This is a genomic window from Steroidobacter gossypii (assembly GCF_016801985.1).
Lineage (GTDB): Bacteria > Pseudomonadota > Gammaproteobacteria > Steroidobacterales > Steroidobacteraceae > Steroidobacter > Steroidobacter gossypii.
In genome coordinates this window covers 235,064-251,663 of record NZ_JAEVLS010000002.1, presented here as the reverse complement: position 1 = coordinate 251,663, position 16,600 = coordinate 235,064, and the positions used below count along the sequence as shown (strand labels likewise).

Genomic DNA, 16,600 nt, shown 5'->3' with positions numbered 1-16,600 from the left:
GGCCATGGAATTGACCCCGAGAGAAAAAGACAAACTGCTGATCTTCACCGCCGCGCTGCTCGCCGAGCGGCGCAAAGCACGCGGCTTGAAGCTCAACTATCCCGAGGCAGTCGCACTGATCTCGGCCGCGATCATGGAAGGCGCGCGCGACGGCAAGAGTGTGGCGGAGCTCATGAGCTACGGAGCGACCATCCTCACCCGCGACGACGTGATGGAAGGCATTCCGGAAATGATCCCGGACGTGCAGGTCGAGGCCACGTTTCCAGACGGCACCAAGCTGGTGACCGTCCATCAGCCCATCGCCTGAGTCGACGACGCGAGGACGCATGATTCCCGGTGAAATGTTTCCAGCCGCGGGCGAGCTCGAGCTCAACGAAGGCCGCGCCACGATGCGGATCAAAGTGGCCAATACGGGCGACCGGCCGATCCAGGTCGGTTCGCATTATCACTTCTTCGAAACGAACGAGGCGCTCCATTTCGATCGTCCGGCAACTCGCGGCTATCGACTGAACATTGCCTCAGGTACCGCGGTCCGCTTCGAACCCGGGCAAGAGCGAGAAGTCGAGCTGGTGGCCTACGCGGGCGGTCGCGTGGTGTATGGATTCAATCAGAAAGTGATGGGCCCGCTATGACTTCCATCAGCCGTGCCGCCTATGCCGAGATGTACGGCCCCACTACCGGGGACCGCGTGCGCCTGGGCGATACCGAGCTCATCGTGGAAGTCGAGCGCGACCATACGATCTACGGCGAAGAGGTGAAGTTCGGCGGCGGCAAAGTCATCCGCGACGGCATGGGACAAAGCCAGCGCAAGGCTGCCGCCGTGGTCGACACCATCATCACCAATGCGCTCATCATCGACCATTGGGGCATCGTGAAAGCCGACATCGGGATCAAAGACGGACGCATCGTTCGCGTCGGCAAGGGCGGCAATCCGGACGTGCAGCCAGGTGTCGATATCGTGATCGGCGCCGGCACTGAAGTGATCGCAGGCGAAGGCTTGATCGCCACGCCCGGAGCCATCGACTCCCACATTCACTTCATCTGCCCCCAGCAGGTCGAAGAGGCGATGATGTCCGGCGTCACCACCATGATCGGCGGCGGCACCGGACCAGCCACCGGCACCAACGCAACCACCTGCACCTCCGGGCCGTGGTACATCGAACGCATGTATCAGGCGCTCGAAGCGCTGCCCATCAATTTCGGGCTGCTCGGCAAGGGCAACGCCAGCCTGCCTGGGCCGCTCGAAGAGCAGATCGAAGCCGGCGTGATGGGATTGAAGCTGCACGAGGACTGGGGTACGACGCCCGCGGCCATCGACAACTGCCTTTCCGTGGCCGACCGCTACGACGTACAGGTCGCGATCCACACGGACACGCTCAACGAGTCCGGCTTCGTTGAGGACACGCTCGCCGCGTTCAAAGGTCGCGCCATCCACACCTATCACACCGAAGGCGCCGGTGGCGGTCATGCGCCCGACATCATCAAAGCGTGCGGCGAAGCCAACGTGCTTCCCTCGTCCACCAATCCGACGCGGCCGTACACCGTGAACACCATCGACGAGCATCTGGACATGTTGATGGTGTGCCATCACCTCGACCCGGGCATCGCCGAGGATGTGGCGTTCGCCGAATCCCGGATCCGTCGGGAGACCATTGCGGCCGAAGACATCCTGCACGACCTCGGCGCGTTCTCTATGATCTCTTCGGATTCACAGGCTATGGGTCGCGTCGGTGAGGTCATCACGCGCACGTGGCAGACAGCGCACAAAATGAAAGTGCAACGCGGCGCACTCGCACCGGACACTGCGCGCAATGACAACTTTCGTGTTCGTCGTTACATCGCCAAGTACACCATCAATCCAGCGCTGACTCATGGAGTCGCGCATGAAGTCGGCTCGATCGAAGCCGGCAAGCTGGCCGACATCGTGCTGTGGCGTCCGGCGTTCTTCGGCGCCAAGCCCGCCATGATCATCAAAGGTGGCATGATCGTCGCCGCGCCCATGGGCGATCCCAACGCGTCAATTCCTACACCGCAGCCTGTGCACTACCGAACGATGTTCGGCGCGCTCGGTCGAGCGCGCACCGCCACCTCTGTCAGCTTCGTTTCTAAAGCCGCGCTCGATCGCGGCATGGCGGGGCGCCTGAAACTGGACAAGCGACTGGTCGCGGTGCAAGGCACGCGCACGGTGCGCAAACGCGACCTGGTGCTGAACGGCTATCAGCCCAGAATCGAGGTGGATTCACAAACCTATGAAGTGCGCGCAGACGGTCAGTTACTGACGTGCGAGCCTGCCCAGGTGCTGCCTCTGGCGCAACGTTATTTCCTTTTCTGAAATGCTGCCGTGCTGAACATCACTTACAAACTTCCCGCCTCCGATCGTCCCGCCAATGCGCAGCTGGTGCTGCCTTTCCAGCTGCGGAACAAGAGTCGCCTACGGACGGCGCTGGCAAGCGGCGAAGAAGTCGGCCTGATCCTCGAACGCGGCTCGGTGCTTCGCGACGGCGACCTGTTACTTGCAGACGACGGTCGCATCGTCGCAGTCGTCGCCGAGCCCGAAACAGTCTCGACGGTGCGGGCCTCGGACCCGCTGGCTCTGTGCCGAGCGAGTTATCACCTGGGGAACCGGCACGTCGCATTGCAAATCGGCGCGGGCTGGATCCGTTATCAGCATGACCATGTGCTGGACGAGATGGTGCGCGGTCTCGGCTTGCAGGTCGTTGTCGAGCAGGCGCCGTTCGAACCGGAGGCCGGCGCTTACGGCGCGCATCCTCATGCCATTCTGGCGGCGCATGCACACGGATAGGACACGTCTGCTGCGCATCCTGCATCTGGCCAGCCCGGCGTTGCCAATCGGAGCGTTTCATTTTTCGCAAGGCCTGGAATATGCCGTCGAGGCCGGCTGGATCAAGGACGAAGCTGGCGCGCTCGAGTGGATCGGCGGCGTGGCGCAGCAGGCTATCGCCACGCTCGATCTGCCTGTGTTGCTTCGTTTGCACCGGGCTTGCGTGGTCGGCGATGCCAACGAACTGCAGCGCTGGAATCGATTCCTGCTGGCAGCCCGCGAGACAGAAGAGCTGCGCGCCGAAGATCGTCACATGGGTGCTGCGCTCGCACGCATCCTTCGTGAACTGGGCGCAGGTGATTCTCTCTCGAACGAACAGCCAGCGTCGCTCGGCTATGCCGCGATGTTCGCTTTCGCCTGCGCCAACTGGAACGTTTCGGAGCACGAGGCACTGCAGGCGTATGCATGGACGTGGGCGGAAAATCAGGTACTCGCCGCGGTGAAACTCGTACCGCTCGGACAGAGCGCGGGACAACGCATCCTGCATTCTCTCGTTCCACGACTGGAGCAGCTCGCAACGCAAGCTCTCAGCATCCAAGAGGAGGACATCGGGGCTTGCGCCATCGTGCAAGGCCTGGCAAGCGCACGCCACGAATCTCAGTACACGCGACTGTTCCGATCCTGATCTTCAGCTGCTCTCACCGTTGCTTCTCAATCGCTGCATCAGTCAGATCGCGAACATCACAGAAAATGATCTTCGGCTCTGTGCCGACGGGAAGCCCGGAGAGCGCATTGTTCTTCGCCGACTCAACCAAATGATGGGGGCCGCGGCCCACTATTCCCCAATGGCAGGAAGCGCGGGCCGGGAGGGCTTGCGTTTTGCGTCCTGCTCGGCAAGTTGCGCAGGCGTGAGCATATATGTATCCAGGATCCGCCGTGCGATGGGAGCGGCGAACTTCGAGCCGCCGGCGGGCGCATTCTCCACGATCACAGCAACAGCGATCTTCGGCGCTTCGACGGGAGCGAAGGCGACGAACAATGCGTGATCACGGAGATGCTCCTGCAACTCTCCCGGCTTACGCACGCGCTCCGTGAGCGCGACTGTGAAAACCTGAACGGTGCCGCTTTTTCCCGCCATTCGGTATTGCGGGGTCGGCAGCAGAAAATACCAGGCACTGCCCACGGAAGAGTTCACCACATCCATCATGCCGCCGATGGCCACCTCCCATGCTGCGGGATCCGATAGTTTGACGGGCGGCAATGCCACAGGTGGCAGCTCACGAATTCGACCGGTGCGAACGTCTCGGATGGCTCGGACCATTCGTGGCTGATAACGCACGCCGCGCGCGGACAACGTCGCAATCGCATGGGCCAACTGCACAGGTGTCACCAGCATCTGTCCCTGCCCGATGCCCACGCTGATGGTGTCGCCCGGAAACCAGACCTGCAGCTCCGGTCGTTTGAAAGCACGCTTCTTCCATTCGGTCGACGGCAAGATGCCAAGCCGTTCGCCTTGGATGTCGATACCCGTGGGGCTGCCCACGCCGAACTGCGACAGGAAGCCTGCCATCCGATCAATACCCATCACTCGGGCGATGTCGAAGAAATAAACGTCGCACGATGTGGCAAGCGCCTTGCGCAAGTCGACGGTGCCATGGCCCGCCGGTTTCCAGTCGCGGCGTGCGCGTCCGTATCCCGGCGATGACCACATGCCCCGGCAATAAAGTGTATCGTGCGGAGTCACGATGCCATGCTCGAGGGCCGCGAGGGCGAACAAAGGTTTGACAGTTGATCCGGGTGGATAGACGCCGCGTAACGCGCGGTCGTACATCGGCCGCGTCGGATCTCCAGTCAGCGCCAGATACTCGGCGTGAGTCAGACCCCGCGCGAAAAGGTTCGGATCGAATGCCGGCGTACTCACGAACGCCAGGACGTCGCCGTTGCTCGGGTCGAGTGCGACCACCGCCCCGCGCTGGCCACGTAAGCCCTCCTCGGCAGCCTGCTGCACTCGCTGATCGATCGTTAGAAACAAATCGTTGCCCGCGATCGGCTGGCGAGTCTCGAGCGGCACATCTTCCCGACCGATGCGCTCGACGCGCCGACCCCGAGCGTTCACCAGCAATTGCCTGACGCCGGGATAGCCGTGCAACTCGCTTTCGAAGGCGCGCTCCACGCCGCTCTTGCCGGTCAGGGTGGTGCCGGCGTAGCGAGTCATGTCGAGGCTCTTTTCGTCCTCTTCGCTGATTGCGGCCACGTAACCGATGGCGTGGACACTGCTGCTCGCCATCGGATAATGACGAGTCAATCGCGGTACCACCTCGACGCCCGGAAAGTGATGTCGGCGCGCGGCGAAGCGAGCCAGCTCCTGTTCAGTCAGCTGCAGCTTGATGGGCACCGAATCGAACGAGCGACGGCTGCCAATCTCCTTGCGCAGCCTGGGCAGATCGGAGCTCTCGATCAGCTCGAGCTCGGCCAGTTGCGCCAGGGTGGCATCGACATCGGCCACCTGCTCCCGGGTGAGCTCGAGCTGAAAAGACGGTGCGTTGGTGGCGAGCGGCAGACCGTTACGATCCAGGATCAGGCCCCGGTTGGCCGGAATCGGCTCGACCTTGATGCGGTTGCCTTGAGATTCGCCGACGTAATAGTCGTAACGAACGACCTGCAGCCAGACCAGCCGGGCGATCACGGTCCCCAACGCCAGCACCATCACCACGGCCGCAAACAGGGCCCGGCCCTCGAACAGCTCCTGTTCAGCCCGATGATCCTTCAGGCGAATGGATTTAGACATGGAGCTGAACCGCGACCGTAGCGTGATCCATGCGCAGCGTCCGTGATGACCGGGGTCAGGCGGCTATGTTAGATGTTTTCTGTTGGAAGATCTCCGGGAAAGCTTCAGCACTCCTCGCGGGTGGCGATCAGCTCCTGCGACGACGCGCCAGACCCAAGCCCCACAGGCCCAGCGCGAACAACGCCAAGGTGCCGGGTTCAGGTACGTTGTATGTAATGCCGCCGATGCTGGCGCTGCCCATGAAGCCCCCGAAGATGACCCGGGCTATGTCGCCAGTGTCGCGAGCGATCGTGAACGTGGAGGAGTGTCCACCGAGACCCGACGTAACGATCTGAACGCCGTCGCAGACCCTGTTTTGCTCGTTGGCCGTACACCAGAACAGGCGTTCGCCGGCGCTGTTGAACGCCATGAGGGAGGATGCATCGGAGCCCCAGGCTGTCTCGACCTGCAGGAAGTCGGTGGGGTTCTCGAACGTCATCTCGAGCACCGTGAAGCCGTCACGGCAGTAGCTCGAACCCAGCCCGGCCTGCGTGGCTGAGAGGCACCAACTGTTTCCCTCGATGCGGCCGAAACCTTCAAGCACGCTGCCGGAGGGCGACAGGAAACCGAACTCGCGCTCGCCATTCAGATTGCCACAGCGGAAATCGCAATCGGCCGCGACGATCGGCAGATAGACCGGTGCGTAGAAGCTGTTCGGGACCGGATCACGGGAGGTATTCGCCTGGTGTAGCGCCTGCAGGGTCAGCCCGGGCGCGATCTGCGACAGATCCGTGCCGTGCGCGTAGTCATCCGGATCGATAGTAATGAGCGTGGCATGAGCGCTGAACGACGCCAACAGGCACAACCCAGCCGCGAAAGCCTTTTTCATATTCTTGTTCCCCCGGTTCGTTGCAAGCCAATCCAGGCCGGCAACCACGTTGCAGCTTTCGGGCCATCGCACCTTTGTTCCTTGCGCGATAGCTCTTTGGCGGTCCCCGTTTTACTTCGGAACTCCAATGTGTAAGCAGCGTCGACGAGCTAGCTCGCCTGCACCTTGGAATGAGCTGCGACCAGGCAATCGGCAAACGCACGAACCACCCGTGAAGGTGCGGGCGAGCGGCGGATGACGCTGGCGAAGCGACAGGAATAACGAAAGCGTTGCGGATTGACGGCGCGCAGCTGCCCTGCTTTCACGAAACTCTCGGCGTAGTGATCCGGGAGGAAGCCGAGATACGCGCCGGATAACACCAAGGTGGCGATGGCTTCCTGATCGTAACCGGTGGCGGTGCGCTCCAGGCGGGTGCGATGACTCAGCTCCATGTTGGGCGAGTGATACCCGAGTCCGGCAAATGGCAGCTTGCGCAGCCTGGCCCAGCTCAATGTGTCGTTGTTGGTGTTGAACAGAGGGTGCCGCACGCCGCAATACATCAGCATGGTCTCGCCAAACAGATCCGTATAGGACAGCGTCTTGGAACTACGGTGAGTGGGCATCACCCCCACGTGATAGGCGCCGTCCAGCAGGCCACGCTCGATGCCGTTAATGGAATCGACGTGCACACTCAAACGCACCTCCGGCGCCAGCGCCGAGAACCGCTCCACGGCCACGTGCACACGCGCCTCGGGGTTGCTGACGATCTTGTCGAACAGCGCGATCTCCAACTGACCGCCCATGCGCCGATGGATGTCGTCGATGCTGCTGCGAAACGCCTCCACCGATCCGAGCAGCGTCAGGATCTCGCGATAAACGCGATCGCCTTCGGTGGTGAGTGCGAACCCGCCCCGCCCGCGGCGGCATAGTCGCAGCCCAAGACGAGTTTCCAGATCCTTGATGTGCCGGCTCACGGTGGAGGTGCCGATGTTCAGCTCCAGCTCCGCCGCCGCCATGCCGCCGCACTCGGCGACCGCCTTGAAAACCCGCAGCAGACGCAGGTCCAGATCGCTGACCTGGCCCAGCAGGGCGCGTTCCCGAGGCTGCCGGCTTACTTTCATGGATGCGCAACTAAAGAGTGACGTTTGCCCATTTGCAAGAGTACCGGTTTTGCCAATCATATGCCTCGAGGCCCCTTACTCGAGTTCGCACAATGACCCGTCTCGACGCTTACTGGATGCCGTTCACCGGCAACCGCGCTTTCAAACAGGACCCTCGCATCGTGGTGCAGGCCGAGGGCGCTCATTTCATAGATGAAACGGGCCGGCGAATTCTCGATGGCCTGTCCGGTTTGTGGTGCACCGGGCTCGGCCATTGCCGCAAGGAAATCACCGAAGCGGTCTCGCGGCAGATCGCCCGGCTCGATTACTCGCCGGCCTTCCAGTTCGGTCATCCGCTCGCGTTCGAGCTCGCCGACAAGATCCAATCCCTGATGCCGGGCGGCCTCAATCGCGTGTTCTTCACCGGCTCGGGCTCCGAAGCTGCGGACACATCGCTGAAAATGGCGCGGGCTTACTGGCGCGCCAAGGGACAGGCCAGCAAGACGCGGCTCATCGGCCGGGAAAAGGGTTATCACGGCGTGAACTTCGGCGGCGTCTCGGTGGGCGGCATCGTGGGCAATCGCAAGGTGTTCGGTCCGGGCCTCGAAACCGATCATCTGCCGCACACTCTGTTGGCGGCGAATGCGTTCTCGCGAGGCATGCCCGCCAATGGCGTCGAGCTCGCGGATCGGCTGCTCGATCTGATCGCGCTTCACGACGCTTCGAACATCGCCGCCGTGATCGTCGAACCTTTCTCCGGATCGGCCGGAGTCGTCGTGCCGCCGCAAGGTTATCTGCAGCGTCTGCGTGAGATCTGCTCCGCTCACAACATCCTGTTGATCTTCGACGAAGTCATCACCGGGTTCGGCCGCTGCGGCGCCATGACGGGCGCGGAAGCGTTCGGCGTGGTGCCGGACATGATCAATATCGCCAAGCAAGTCACCAACGGCGCTCAACCGCTGGGCGCGGTGATCGCCAGCGAGGCGATTCACGACGCCATCATGGATGCCGGCGGCCCCGACTACGCGATCGAATTTCCCCACGGCTATACCTATTCAGCGCACCCGGTCGCCTGCGCCGCCGGAATCGCAGCGCTGGACGTGCTTCAGAAGGAACAAATGATCGAGCGTGTTCGCGAGCTCGCGCCCTACTTCGAGCAGGCGGTCCATAGCCTGAAGGGCTCGCGTCACGTCACCGACATACGCAACTTCGGATTGGCAGCAGGCATCACCATCGAGGCGCGTCCGGGCGAGCCCGCGCGACGTCCGATGGAGGCCGCATTGGCGGCATGGCGCAAAGGCGCTTACGTAAGATTCGGCGGCGACACGCTACAGCTCGCCCCTCCTTTCATCGTCGAGAAATCGCAGATCGATCGGCTGATCGAGACTGTTCGAGATTCGTTGCAAGAGGTCGAATGACATGAACGCAGCTCAGGCAGTGGAGCGCCCCAACCTCGTCCAGCATTGGATTGGAGGACGCCTGGTCGAAAGCACCGGAACGCGCACTCAGCCCGTCTTCAATCCAGCCACCGGACAACGCGTCCGTGATGTAGCGCTCGGCAGCACGCAGGACCTGCAGGCTGCCGTCGATGCCGCTCTGAAGGCGCAGCAGGCATGGGCGGACAGGCCGCCGATCCGCCGCACTCGTGCCTTGCTGGAGTTCCTGCAGCTGATGAATCAGCAGCGCGACGCGCTGGCCGCGGCGATCACCGAAGAACATGGCAAGGTGATCTCGGACGCGCGCGGCGAAGTCATGCGCGGCATCGAGATCGTCGAGTTCGCCTGCGGCATCGCCCCGATGCTCAAGGGTGACTTCACCGATCAAGTGGCTACCGGCATGGACAACTGGACCCTGCGTCAGCCGCTTGGCGTAGTTGCGGGCATCACGCCGTTCAACTTCCCCTGCATGGTGCCGTGCTGGATGTTTCCTATCGCCATCGCGTGTGGCAACACCTTCATTCTCAAGCCCAGCGAACGCGATCCCTCCGCCTCGTTGTTGATGGCGCAGTTGCTGAAGCAGGCTGGCATCCCGGACGGCGTCTTCAATGTCGTCCAAGGCGACGCCAGCGTCGTGAACTCGATCCTGCAGCATCCTGATATCAAGGCGGTGAGCTTCGTGGGATCCACCCCTGTGGCACGACATATCTATATGGAAGGCGCCCGTCACGGCAAGCGCACCCAGGCTTTGGGCGGCGCCAAGAACCATATGGTCGTCATGCCCGACGCCGATCTGGATCAAGCCGTGGACGCGCTGATCGGTTCGGCCTACGGCTCCGCCGGCGAGCGCTGCATGGCTATCTCGGTGGCGGTGCTGGTGGGCGACGTTGCCGACAAGATCGTTCCGCGACTCGCCGAACGCGCGCGCTCTCTCAAGATCGCCGACGGCGCCGTCGAAGACGCCGAGATGGGCCCGATCATCACTCGCGATTCGGTGCAGCGGATCAGCCGATGCATCGAGGAAGGCCAGGCCAGCGGCGCTTCGCTGGTGGTGGACGGCCGCATCGATCCGAAGTCCGGCGCACCCTTCACGGTGGCTGGGCGCGAACAAGGCTTCTGGCTGGGCGGCACGCTGTTCGATCACGTTCAGCCCAGCATGAAGATCTATCAGGAAGAAATCTTCGGTCCGGTGCTCGCGTGCGTGCGAGTCAAAGACTTCGCCGAAGCGGTTCGCCTGATCAACACTCACCAGTTCGCCAACGGCGTGTCGTGCTACACGCGCGATGGACACATGGCCCGCGAATTTGCCCGACGCATCGAGGTGGGCATGGTCGGCATCAACGTGCCCATTCCCGTGCCCATGGCCTGGCATGGTTTCGGCGGCTGGAAGAGCAGCTTGTTCGGCGACATGCATGTTTATGGACGGGAAGGCATCCGCTTCTACACGCGCCAGAAGTCCATCATGCAGCGCTGGCCGGAGAGCACCGCCAAGGGCGCCGAGTTTGTGATTCCGTCGTCCATCTAGCTCCGTTCGGCAGTAAGAGCGCTGCGCGCGGCTCTCGCGCAGCGTCGCATTGTGACCCGCGCACGTTCATGCCGGCGCTGATCCAGGCACTCTAGCCGCTTTGCGAGCGCCTACCGAGTTCCAGCGGCAGACTCGAACTGCCAAGCGAGAGCAACAGGGATGTGCGAACGCCTGGACCGTCGGCAGGATCTTCGATGAGCTCGTATCGTCACTTGCGTGGCGCAGCCAGTCTGGTTGCGATGTCTCTTCTCGCTGCTTGTGGTGGTGGTGGCGGCGGTAAACGCAGCACACCCCCGCCTTCGGCGCCTCCTCCTCCGCCACCGCCCGCTCAGACCTACACGCTCGGCGGCACGGTGAGCGGGCTCAGCGGCTCGGGCCTCGTTCTCCGCAGCAACACGGGCGAAGCGCTGCCGATCGATTCGAACGGAGCGTTTACCTTTCCTACCGCCATCGCCAGCGGGGCTGAATACACAATCGGCATAGCAGCTCAGCCCGTGAACCCCGCGCAGACGTGCGTCGTCAGCTCCGGTACCGGCACGGTCGAGGATGCGAATGTGACGAACATCGCAGTGAATTGCACCGTGAACACGTTCACGGTGGGCGGCTCTGTCACCGGACTGTCGGGCTCCGGGCTGGTTCTGAACAACGGTCGCGAGCAAGTCACGGTCGACTCGAACGGCAGCTTCGCCTTCCCGAGCGCACTGCCGCCAGGGACGAGTTATGACGTCGCCGTCGACAATGCGCCCGCCAACCCGGCGCAACGCTGCGTTGTGAGCAACGGCCGCGGGACGGTGACAGCCGCGAACGTGAGCGATGTCACAATCCACTGCGAGACGCCTTATCCCAGCTTCGCGTATGCGCTCAATCGCGCGGACGGGACGATGGCGTCGTTCGCCATCGATGCGGCCACAGGACAGCTGCGCGCTGGCGTCGTGACGAAAACAGGCCACGGCCCCGTCGCTGCCGTCACCTACAAGACCGCCGATGGCAAGCAGTTCCGATATGTGATCAACCAGGACGACGATAGTGTCTCGGCGTTCTCGTTGGGCGCTCGTGATGGCAGTGTCGTCGAAGTCGCTGGCAGCCCGTTCGCGACCGGGGATGCGGGGCCGACGACCGCCTTGCGACATCCGACTCGGCCCTTCCTGTATGTGCCGAACGAGAGTGGTTCGAGTATCGCTGCGTTTCGCATCGACACCACCAGCGGCGCACTCACTTCCGCAGGCGTGCTTGCCTCCGGTGCGCAGCCCCGATGGTTCGTCATCGAACCGAGCGGACGGTTCGCATATGCAGCCGGTGCCGGCTCCGAGCTGTACACCTACGCCATCGATCAGACCTCAGGCTCGCTCACTGAAGCGCCGGCCAGTCGCATTTCAGTTGGCGGCTCGAGCGGCGGACTGGTGATGGAGCGACAAGGTCGCTACTTATATGCCTTCGATCCAGCGGCGGGCGCGATTTCCGCGTTCGGCATCGACGCGACCAGCGGCATCCCTGCGCCCATCGCCGGCAGTCCGTTTGCGGCGGGCCCGAACGCCACGCTGGCGTTACTTCATCCGAATGGCCGCTTCATCTATGTGAAACATCCCGCCTCCGCGAGCTCCGGCGCAGGCCTGTCGGCTTTCACCATCGACGCTGCGACGGGATCGCTCTCGAAGGTCCAAGGCAGCCCGTTCGACAGTAGCGCCAACCCAGTAACGGTTCAGTTCGATCCGACCGGACGGTATCTCTATGCCGGCCACGCCGCGAGCGGGCCTTCGTTCAATCTTCGCGCTTACGCAGTGGATACCGCGACCGGCGCGCTCACTGCAGGTCCAGGCAGCCCGTTCTCCACGCCCTCATCACCCACGAGCCTCAACGTCGATGCGAGCGGCAACTATCTCTACGTCACACACGAGAGCAGCAATCAGCTGAGCTCTTATCGCATCGAGACGGAGACGGGCAGGCTGGCTGCGCTACCCACCTCGCCCGCGACAGTGGGTGCAATGCCTGGCGCGGTCGGCAGCGAGGATCAGCCGGAACCGCTGAAGTTCGTCACCCGGAACGCATATTTCACGGACGCCTTGTTCGAGAAATTGCATCGAATCGATGTTGACGCGAACGGTACCCTGACGGTTCGCGATCACATCAACTCCTTCGGGGCGCCCAACAATGTCGCCATCGATCCGCTCGGCCGTTTCCTCTACGTGCCCGATGCGGTGACGAACCACCTCTGGGGGTATTCTCTAGACCCCTCGAGTGGCGCGCTGACTGGACTGCCGGGCAGTCCATTCGCTGCCGGGATCGATTTCACGTCGATACTGTTCGAGCCGCAAGGCCGCTTTGCATATGTGACCAGCCAGAACACCAGGACGATTCAGAGATTCGTCGCCGACAGCGACAGCGGCGCGTTGTCTTCACTAGCGAGCGTCGCAACGCCGGTCGAGGCCAGCGGCGTCACCATTCACCCGAATGGCAAGTATCTCTATACGTCGACTCCGGTGACGTCCGGCGGCATGGTGACTCATCAGGTGCAAACCTACGCGATCGATCCGGACACCGGCACGCTCACTGCTACCAGCACGGAACCGGCTGGCGAGGCGCTGTCGGTGGTGCTGGATCCCAGCGGACGATATGCCTATGTCAACGTTCGCGACTTGCCCGGAGTGCGCGCCTACAGCATCGATCCGCAAGATGGCTCGCTCGAGCCCCTTGCGGAGGTGAATCCCGTATTCAGTCCATACGGCATGGCCATGGACCCGGCAGGCAAGTTCCTGTTCGTCACACGCCGCGATCACGGCACCGTGGAAGTCATGACCATCCAGTCCGACGGCTCGTTGAATTTGACCGGCAGCTTCGGCGTCGGCGGCGAACCCATTGCAGCCACCGTGGATGCCAGCGGCCGATGGTTGTACGTGACTCAGCTCGCCGGACGCAGCATCGTGACATTCGAGATCGACCGCGCCAGCGGCGCCCTCGGGCTGAAGCAGATCACTTCGACGTTATGGCAGACATCGGCGGTGCCGTCGCCGCTAACCTTAACGTCGTACACCCAGTAACGTATCAGGCGCTCGCGGCCGCCTGAGGCGGTCGAATCACGATCAGCTTGTCGTCCGGCTCGATGCGCAGATCGGCGTCCCAGAAATTGAAAGTGTGGTGCCCGCGCACCACACGAAGAATCCGCGAATGGATCTCGGCAGGATGCCGCCCCACCTCGTCTTCGCGAGGAGCGCGTTCGATCAGCGTCACCTGGCCGCCGGCGCTGATCAGATCCATCACATAAGTGGCCAGATGATTCGACTCGATGGAGTCGGCCATGAGAATGCCGCCCACGCGGGAAGGCAACACCGTGGAGTTCGCGCCGCTCTGGCGCACGAGCTTGTCGTTCTCCGCCTCTTCGACACGCGCCACGATGCGAACGTCCGGCGCGATGTTTCTTGCCGTGAGCGTGATCAACACATTCGTGTCGTCGCGATCCGTGCAGACAATCAAGGCTCGCGCCTGTGGCAGCATGGTTTGGCGCAACGTTTCCTCGCGACTGGCGTCACCGAGAATGCCGATGTAGCCGTGCTCCGCCGCATCCTCCAGCCGTGCGTTGTCCAGATCGACGATCAGGATGTGTTGCTTGTCGATGCCACGTGCGGCTAGCTCAGCGGCGGCGCATCGACCCGAGTGCCCATATCCGCAAACCACCACGTGCCCTTGCAGCCGCGCCTGAAGTCTGCGCATGCGAATGTCCTCGATCAGATGTTGGAGCACGAACTGATAGGCCGTGCCGACGAAAATCAGCCAGACGAATAACCGGATCGGTGTGACGAAGATGGCATCGACGAGCCGCGCCTGCGGCGTGACCGGTACGATGTCGCCATAACCGACGGTCGTGACGCTGACCATGGTGAAGTACACGACGTCGATGAACGAGATCTCGCCATCGTGATTGTCCCGCAGACCGTCCCGATCCAGCCAGAACACGCCGATCACCAGCACGAACAGAAACACCACCAGCGCCGCGCGCAGCAACAATGTGCGCCGGACACTCAGTTCGCCGCCGATGAACAAGCGCCGACCGGGAAGTCGCGCGCGACGATTCAGCGCCTCGGACGCCCCGTGTATCGGCTGCTCAGGCATGCTCATCAACAATGATTCGTTATCGCCAGTGATCGACGCTCGTGCGCCGCCGTGCGGCTCGTTGACCTGCGAAGGCCAGCAGCGCGGCCAACGCTGCGGTCACGCCCAACGCCAGCGGACGATTGCTCGTGAACCGCCACTGCCAGCTGTGGCGCCGGGCCTCGCGATCGAAGCGCCCATGCGCGCCGGGGTTATTGTCGCACGGTTCATATAGATTGGCGCAGGCATCGGCGGGCAGCGGCTCCGGTGTGATCTGGCCCGAATAGCCCTGCTTGGCGAGGATGCGATCGAGCAAGCCGGGGAAAAGTTTGTTCCCTGTGACCGCCTTCACTGCCGGCCAGCCGACGAACACTTCGCGACGGCGGTGGCGCGCCGCCCATACGATGGCTTCCGCCGCGAGTTCGGGTTGGAATATCGGCGGCACCGGCATGGGCCGCTTGCCCACCAGGTTCAGCGCCCAGTCGAACTGCGGCGTGTTGAAGGCCGACAGATGCACGGTCGTCACATGCACGTTGCTGCGATCGTGGAGCAACTCCGTACGCAGTGAATCGGTGAAGCCGCGCAACGCATGTTTGGCCGCGCAGTAAGGTGCTTGCAATGGGATCGCTCGATACGCCAGCGCCGAGCCCACTTGAACGATCACGCCACGATTGCGGGCGCGCATACGCTTCAATGCACTGAGCGTTCCGTAGACGGCGCCGAGATAAGTCACATCGGTCGCTCGCTTGATCTGCTCGCCGGTGAGCGAGCTGATCGGGCCGAAGATGGTGGCCATCGCGTTGTTCACCCAAACATCGATGCGCCCCCACTCCCTTTCGACCTGTGCTGCCGCCGCTTCGACCTGCGACTCGTCGGCTACATCGACCGGGATCGCGAGCGCCAGCGCGCCAGCAGCTTCGACTTCAGCGCACGCCGCCTCCAATCCGCGCTTGCCCCGCGCCAATAAAGCGATGCGTGCTCCCGGCCGAGCAAAGGCGTGGGCCGTGGCCCGGCCTATGCCGCCCGAAGCGCCCGTAATGACGACGACTTCATCGGTGTGTGGATTGGCTGCCATACCAACAAAGCCACCGGACGCGGGGTGCGTTCCAGGAACTTCGAGGCAGCCGGACGAGTTGTAATTTATTCCGCTTCCGGTCCTCGCCCTGTGACATTGGAAGCTTTGCTTATTGCAGCCAGGGTCGGTGTCCAAGCCGGGTGAATGCGACGTCGACCATGGCAAACGCGAGCGTCACGATGATCACCTGTACCGGCTCGAGCGACAGCGCTCCCGCAAACAGCACCAGCGGCAACAGCGCTTCGCCGAGCTGATCCAGCCCCAGAGATTCAGCGCCAGGCGCAAGCTTCATGCGTCGCTTGACCATGCTCGACAACGCGTCGGCCAACAGCGAAACCGCCGCGAACGCCGCGCCGAGCCATCCAGGCAAATCCATCAGTTCGGCTGCAGCCGTAGCCGCGACGATGCCCGAGATCAGACCACGCCAGGTTTTGTGACTGCCGAACAGCCGCTCGCCATCGGGCAGTACATACCCGAAGTCGAGCGGCCATGCCCAACGGTCGTTGACCAGCTTCCCCACCACCACAGGCACGGCATTGGCCGTGATCAGCAAGGCAAGCGCTCGGGCAGTTTCAATTCCGGCACTCATTCGCCCACCGCGGATTCCCTGGCTTCAGCATAAGGGAATGCGAGCATCCCCGCGTAGGAATAAGCAGCAAGGCAAGCCGGGAGTTCCGTTGGCTGCGCCAGGCAGCGACTCATGCCCTCCCGGCAGTCTGGATCATTTCACCCCGGCAACGCGCGGCGCGTCCTTCTCGCTCACCGGAGTGGCGATCAACTGCAGGCCCGCCGGATGGGCCACGATGAACGTATTGGTGTCAATGCCTCGCGCGCTCCAGTTCTGCGCAACGACGACGGCAGGATGCTGACCCAGCTTCTCGCCGGCCACGGCATTGTCGGCAACCGCCACGCTCGTTGTGGTGGCAACGGCGGCAGCAATCAAAAGTAAACGCAATTTCATCAG

Annotated in this window: 15 protein-coding genes; 8 read left to right on the top strand and 7 right to left on the bottom strand. The window is 62.8% G+C overall.

What is annotated here, in order from left to right; genetic code table 11:
* The first annotated feature begins 4 nt into the window (after window positions 1-4).
* Genes ureA through JM946_RS08475 form a run of 5 tightly spaced genes read left to right on the top strand, consistent with a single transcriptional unit; the run spans window position 5 to window position 3,467 of the window.
* Window positions 5-307, top strand: a complete 303-nt coding sequence (gene ureA, locus JM946_RS08495; RefSeq protein WP_203166840.1) for an urease subunit gamma — start codon at window positions 5-7, stop codon at window positions 305-307.
* Window positions 308-326: 19 nt separating this feature from the next.
* The gene (locus tag JM946_RS08490; protein ID WP_203166838.1) at window positions 327-632 is read left to right on the top strand and encodes an urease subunit beta; all 306 of its coding nucleotides are present in this window, start codon (window positions 327-329) and stop codon (window positions 630-632) included.
* Entirely contained in the window at window positions 629-2,332 is a 1,704-nt protein-coding gene (gene ureC, locus JM946_RS08485) for an urease subunit alpha (RefSeq protein ID WP_203166829.1), read from the top strand. Before JM946_RS08490 ends, ureC begins: the two co-directional genes overlap by 4 nt.
* A 9-nt stretch (window positions 2,333-2,341) precedes the next feature.
* Complete coding sequence (ureE, locus tag JM946_RS08480) at window positions 2,342-2,803, top strand: urease accessory protein UreE (RefSeq protein WP_203166828.1); 462 nt, start codon at window positions 2,342-2,344, stop codon at window positions 2,801-2,803.
* Window positions 2,790-3,467, top strand: a complete 678-nt coding sequence (locus JM946_RS08475; RefSeq protein ID WP_203166826.1) for an urease accessory protein UreF — start codon at window positions 2,790-2,792, stop codon at window positions 3,465-3,467. Before ureE ends, JM946_RS08475 begins: the two co-directional genes overlap by 14 nt.
* A gap of 150 nt (window positions 3,468-3,617) precedes the next feature.
* On the opposite strand, the gene mrdA is transcribed toward JM946_RS08475, so the two are convergent.
* The 3 genes from mrdA to JM946_RS08460 all read right to left on the bottom strand — a co-directional run bounded on the left by mrdA (window position 3,618) and on the right by JM946_RS08460 (window position 7,538).
* On the bottom strand, window positions 3,618-5,570 hold the full coding sequence (gene mrdA, locus JM946_RS08470; RefSeq protein ID WP_203166824.1) for a penicillin-binding protein 2: 1,953 nt from the start codon (window positions 5,568-5,570) through the stop codon (window positions 3,618-3,620).
* 127 nt (window positions 5,571-5,697) lie between these two features.
* On the bottom strand, window positions 5,698-6,438 hold the full coding sequence (locus JM946_RS08465) for a PEP-CTERM sorting domain-containing protein (RefSeq protein WP_203166823.1): 741 nt from the start codon (window positions 6,436-6,438) through the stop codon (window positions 5,698-5,700).
* Between the two features lie 149 nt (window positions 6,439-6,587).
* Window positions 6,588-7,538 carry a LysR family transcriptional regulator gene (locus JM946_RS08460; protein ID WP_203166821.1) on the bottom strand — a complete coding sequence of 317 codons (951 nt, stop codon included), beginning with the start codon at window positions 7,536-7,538 and terminating at the stop codon, window positions 6,588-6,590.
* 92 nt (window positions 7,539-7,630) lie between these two features.
* Between JM946_RS08460 and JM946_RS08455 the strand changes: the two genes are divergently transcribed.
* The 3 genes from JM946_RS08455 to JM946_RS08445 all read left to right on the top strand — a co-directional run bounded on the left by JM946_RS08455 (window position 7,631) and on the right by JM946_RS08445 (window position 13,513).
* Window positions 7,631-8,935: an aspartate aminotransferase family protein gene (locus JM946_RS08455; RefSeq protein WP_203166819.1), complete on the top strand. Its 1,305-nt coding sequence runs from the start codon at window positions 7,631-7,633 to the stop codon at window positions 8,933-8,935.
* A 1-nt stretch (window position 8,936) separates the two neighbouring features.
* Complete coding sequence (locus JM946_RS08450; protein ID WP_203166817.1) at window positions 8,937-10,478, top strand: CoA-acylating methylmalonate-semialdehyde dehydrogenase; 1,542 nt, start codon at window positions 8,937-8,939, stop codon at window positions 10,476-10,478.
* A gap of 194 nt (window positions 10,479-10,672) precedes the next feature.
* Window positions 10,673-13,513, top strand: coding sequence for a lactonase family protein (locus JM946_RS08445; protein WP_203166814.1), 2,841 nt, complete (start codon window positions 10,673-10,675; stop codon window positions 13,511-13,513).
* Window positions 13,514-13,517: 4 nt separating this feature from the next.
* Here JM946_RS08445 and JM946_RS08440 read toward each other — a convergent pair whose 3' ends face one another.
* The 4 genes from JM946_RS08440 to JM946_RS08425 all read right to left on the bottom strand — a co-directional run bounded on the left by JM946_RS08440 (window position 13,518) and on the right by JM946_RS08425 (window position 16,597).
* Window positions 13,518-14,588 carry a potassium channel family protein gene (locus JM946_RS08440; protein WP_203166812.1) on the bottom strand — a complete coding sequence of 357 codons (1,071 nt, stop codon included), beginning with the start codon at window positions 14,586-14,588 and terminating at the stop codon, window positions 13,518-13,520.
* A gap of 13 nt (window positions 14,589-14,601) precedes the next feature.
* Window positions 14,602-15,636 carry an SDR family oxidoreductase gene (locus tag JM946_RS08435; RefSeq protein WP_203166810.1) on the bottom strand — a complete coding sequence of 345 codons (1,035 nt, stop codon included), beginning with the start codon at window positions 15,634-15,636 and terminating at the stop codon, window positions 14,602-14,604.
* Between the two features lie 109 nt (window positions 15,637-15,745).
* The gene (locus tag JM946_RS08430; RefSeq protein ID WP_203166808.1) at window positions 15,746-16,225 is read right to left on the bottom strand and encodes a CDP-archaeol synthase; all 480 of its coding nucleotides are present in this window, start codon (window positions 16,223-16,225) and stop codon (window positions 15,746-15,748) included.
* A 132-nt stretch (window positions 16,226-16,357) separates the two neighbouring features.
* A complete protein-coding gene (locus JM946_RS08425) occupies window positions 16,358-16,597 on the bottom strand; it encodes a hypothetical protein (protein WP_203166806.1) in 240 nt (79 codons plus the stop codon).
* Window positions 16,598-16,600 lie beyond the last annotated feature (3 nt).

Bases quoted from the DNA above. Each gene is read 5' to 3' on its own strand.
- JM946_RS08455 (WP_203166819.1), top strand. From the start codon at position 7,631: ATGACCCGTCTCGACGCTTACTGGATGCCGTTCACCGGCAACCGCGCT.
- JM946_RS08465 (WP_203166823.1), bottom strand. From the start codon at position 6,438: ATGAAAAAGGCTTTCGCGGCTGGGTTGTGCCTGTTGGCGTCGTTCAGC.
- mrdA (WP_203166824.1), bottom strand. From the start codon at position 5,570: ATGTCTAAATCCATTCGCCTGAAGGATCATCGGGCTGAACAGGAGCTG.
- JM946_RS08435 (WP_203166810.1), bottom strand. From the start codon at position 15,636: ATGGCAGCCAATCCACACACCGATGAAGTCGTCGTCATTACGGGCGCT.
- ureC (WP_203166829.1), top strand. From the start codon at position 629: ATGACTTCCATCAGCCGTGCCGCCTATGCCGAGATGTACGGCCCCACT.
- JM946_RS08445 (WP_203166814.1), top strand. From the start codon at position 10,673: ATGAGCTCGTATCGTCACTTGCGTGGCGCAGCCAGTCTGGTTGCGATG.
- JM946_RS08450 (WP_203166817.1), top strand. From the start codon at position 8,937: ATGAACGCAGCTCAGGCAGTGGAGCGCCCCAACCTCGTCCAGCATTGG.
- JM946_RS08425 (WP_203166806.1), bottom strand. From the start codon at position 16,597: ATGAAATTGCGTTTACTTTTGATTGCTGCCGCCGTTGCCACCACAACG.
- JM946_RS08490 (WP_203166838.1), top strand. From the start codon at position 327: ATGATTCCCGGTGAAATGTTTCCAGCCGCGGGCGAGCTCGAGCTCAAC.
- ureA (WP_203166840.1), top strand. From the start codon at position 5: ATGGAATTGACCCCGAGAGAAAAAGACAAACTGCTGATCTTCACCGCC.
- JM946_RS08440 (WP_203166812.1), bottom strand. From the start codon at position 14,588: ATGAGCATGCCTGAGCAGCCGATACACGGGGCGTCCGAGGCGCTGAAT.
- JM946_RS08460 (WP_203166821.1), bottom strand. From the start codon at position 7,538: ATGAAAGTAAGCCGGCAGCCTCGGGAACGCGCCCTGCTGGGCCAGGTC.
- JM946_RS08475 (WP_203166826.1), top strand. From the start codon at position 2,790: ATGCACACGGATAGGACACGTCTGCTGCGCATCCTGCATCTGGCCAGC.
- JM946_RS08430 (WP_203166808.1), bottom strand. From the start codon at position 16,225: ATGAGTGCCGGAATTGAAACTGCCCGAGCGCTTGCCTTGCTGATCACG.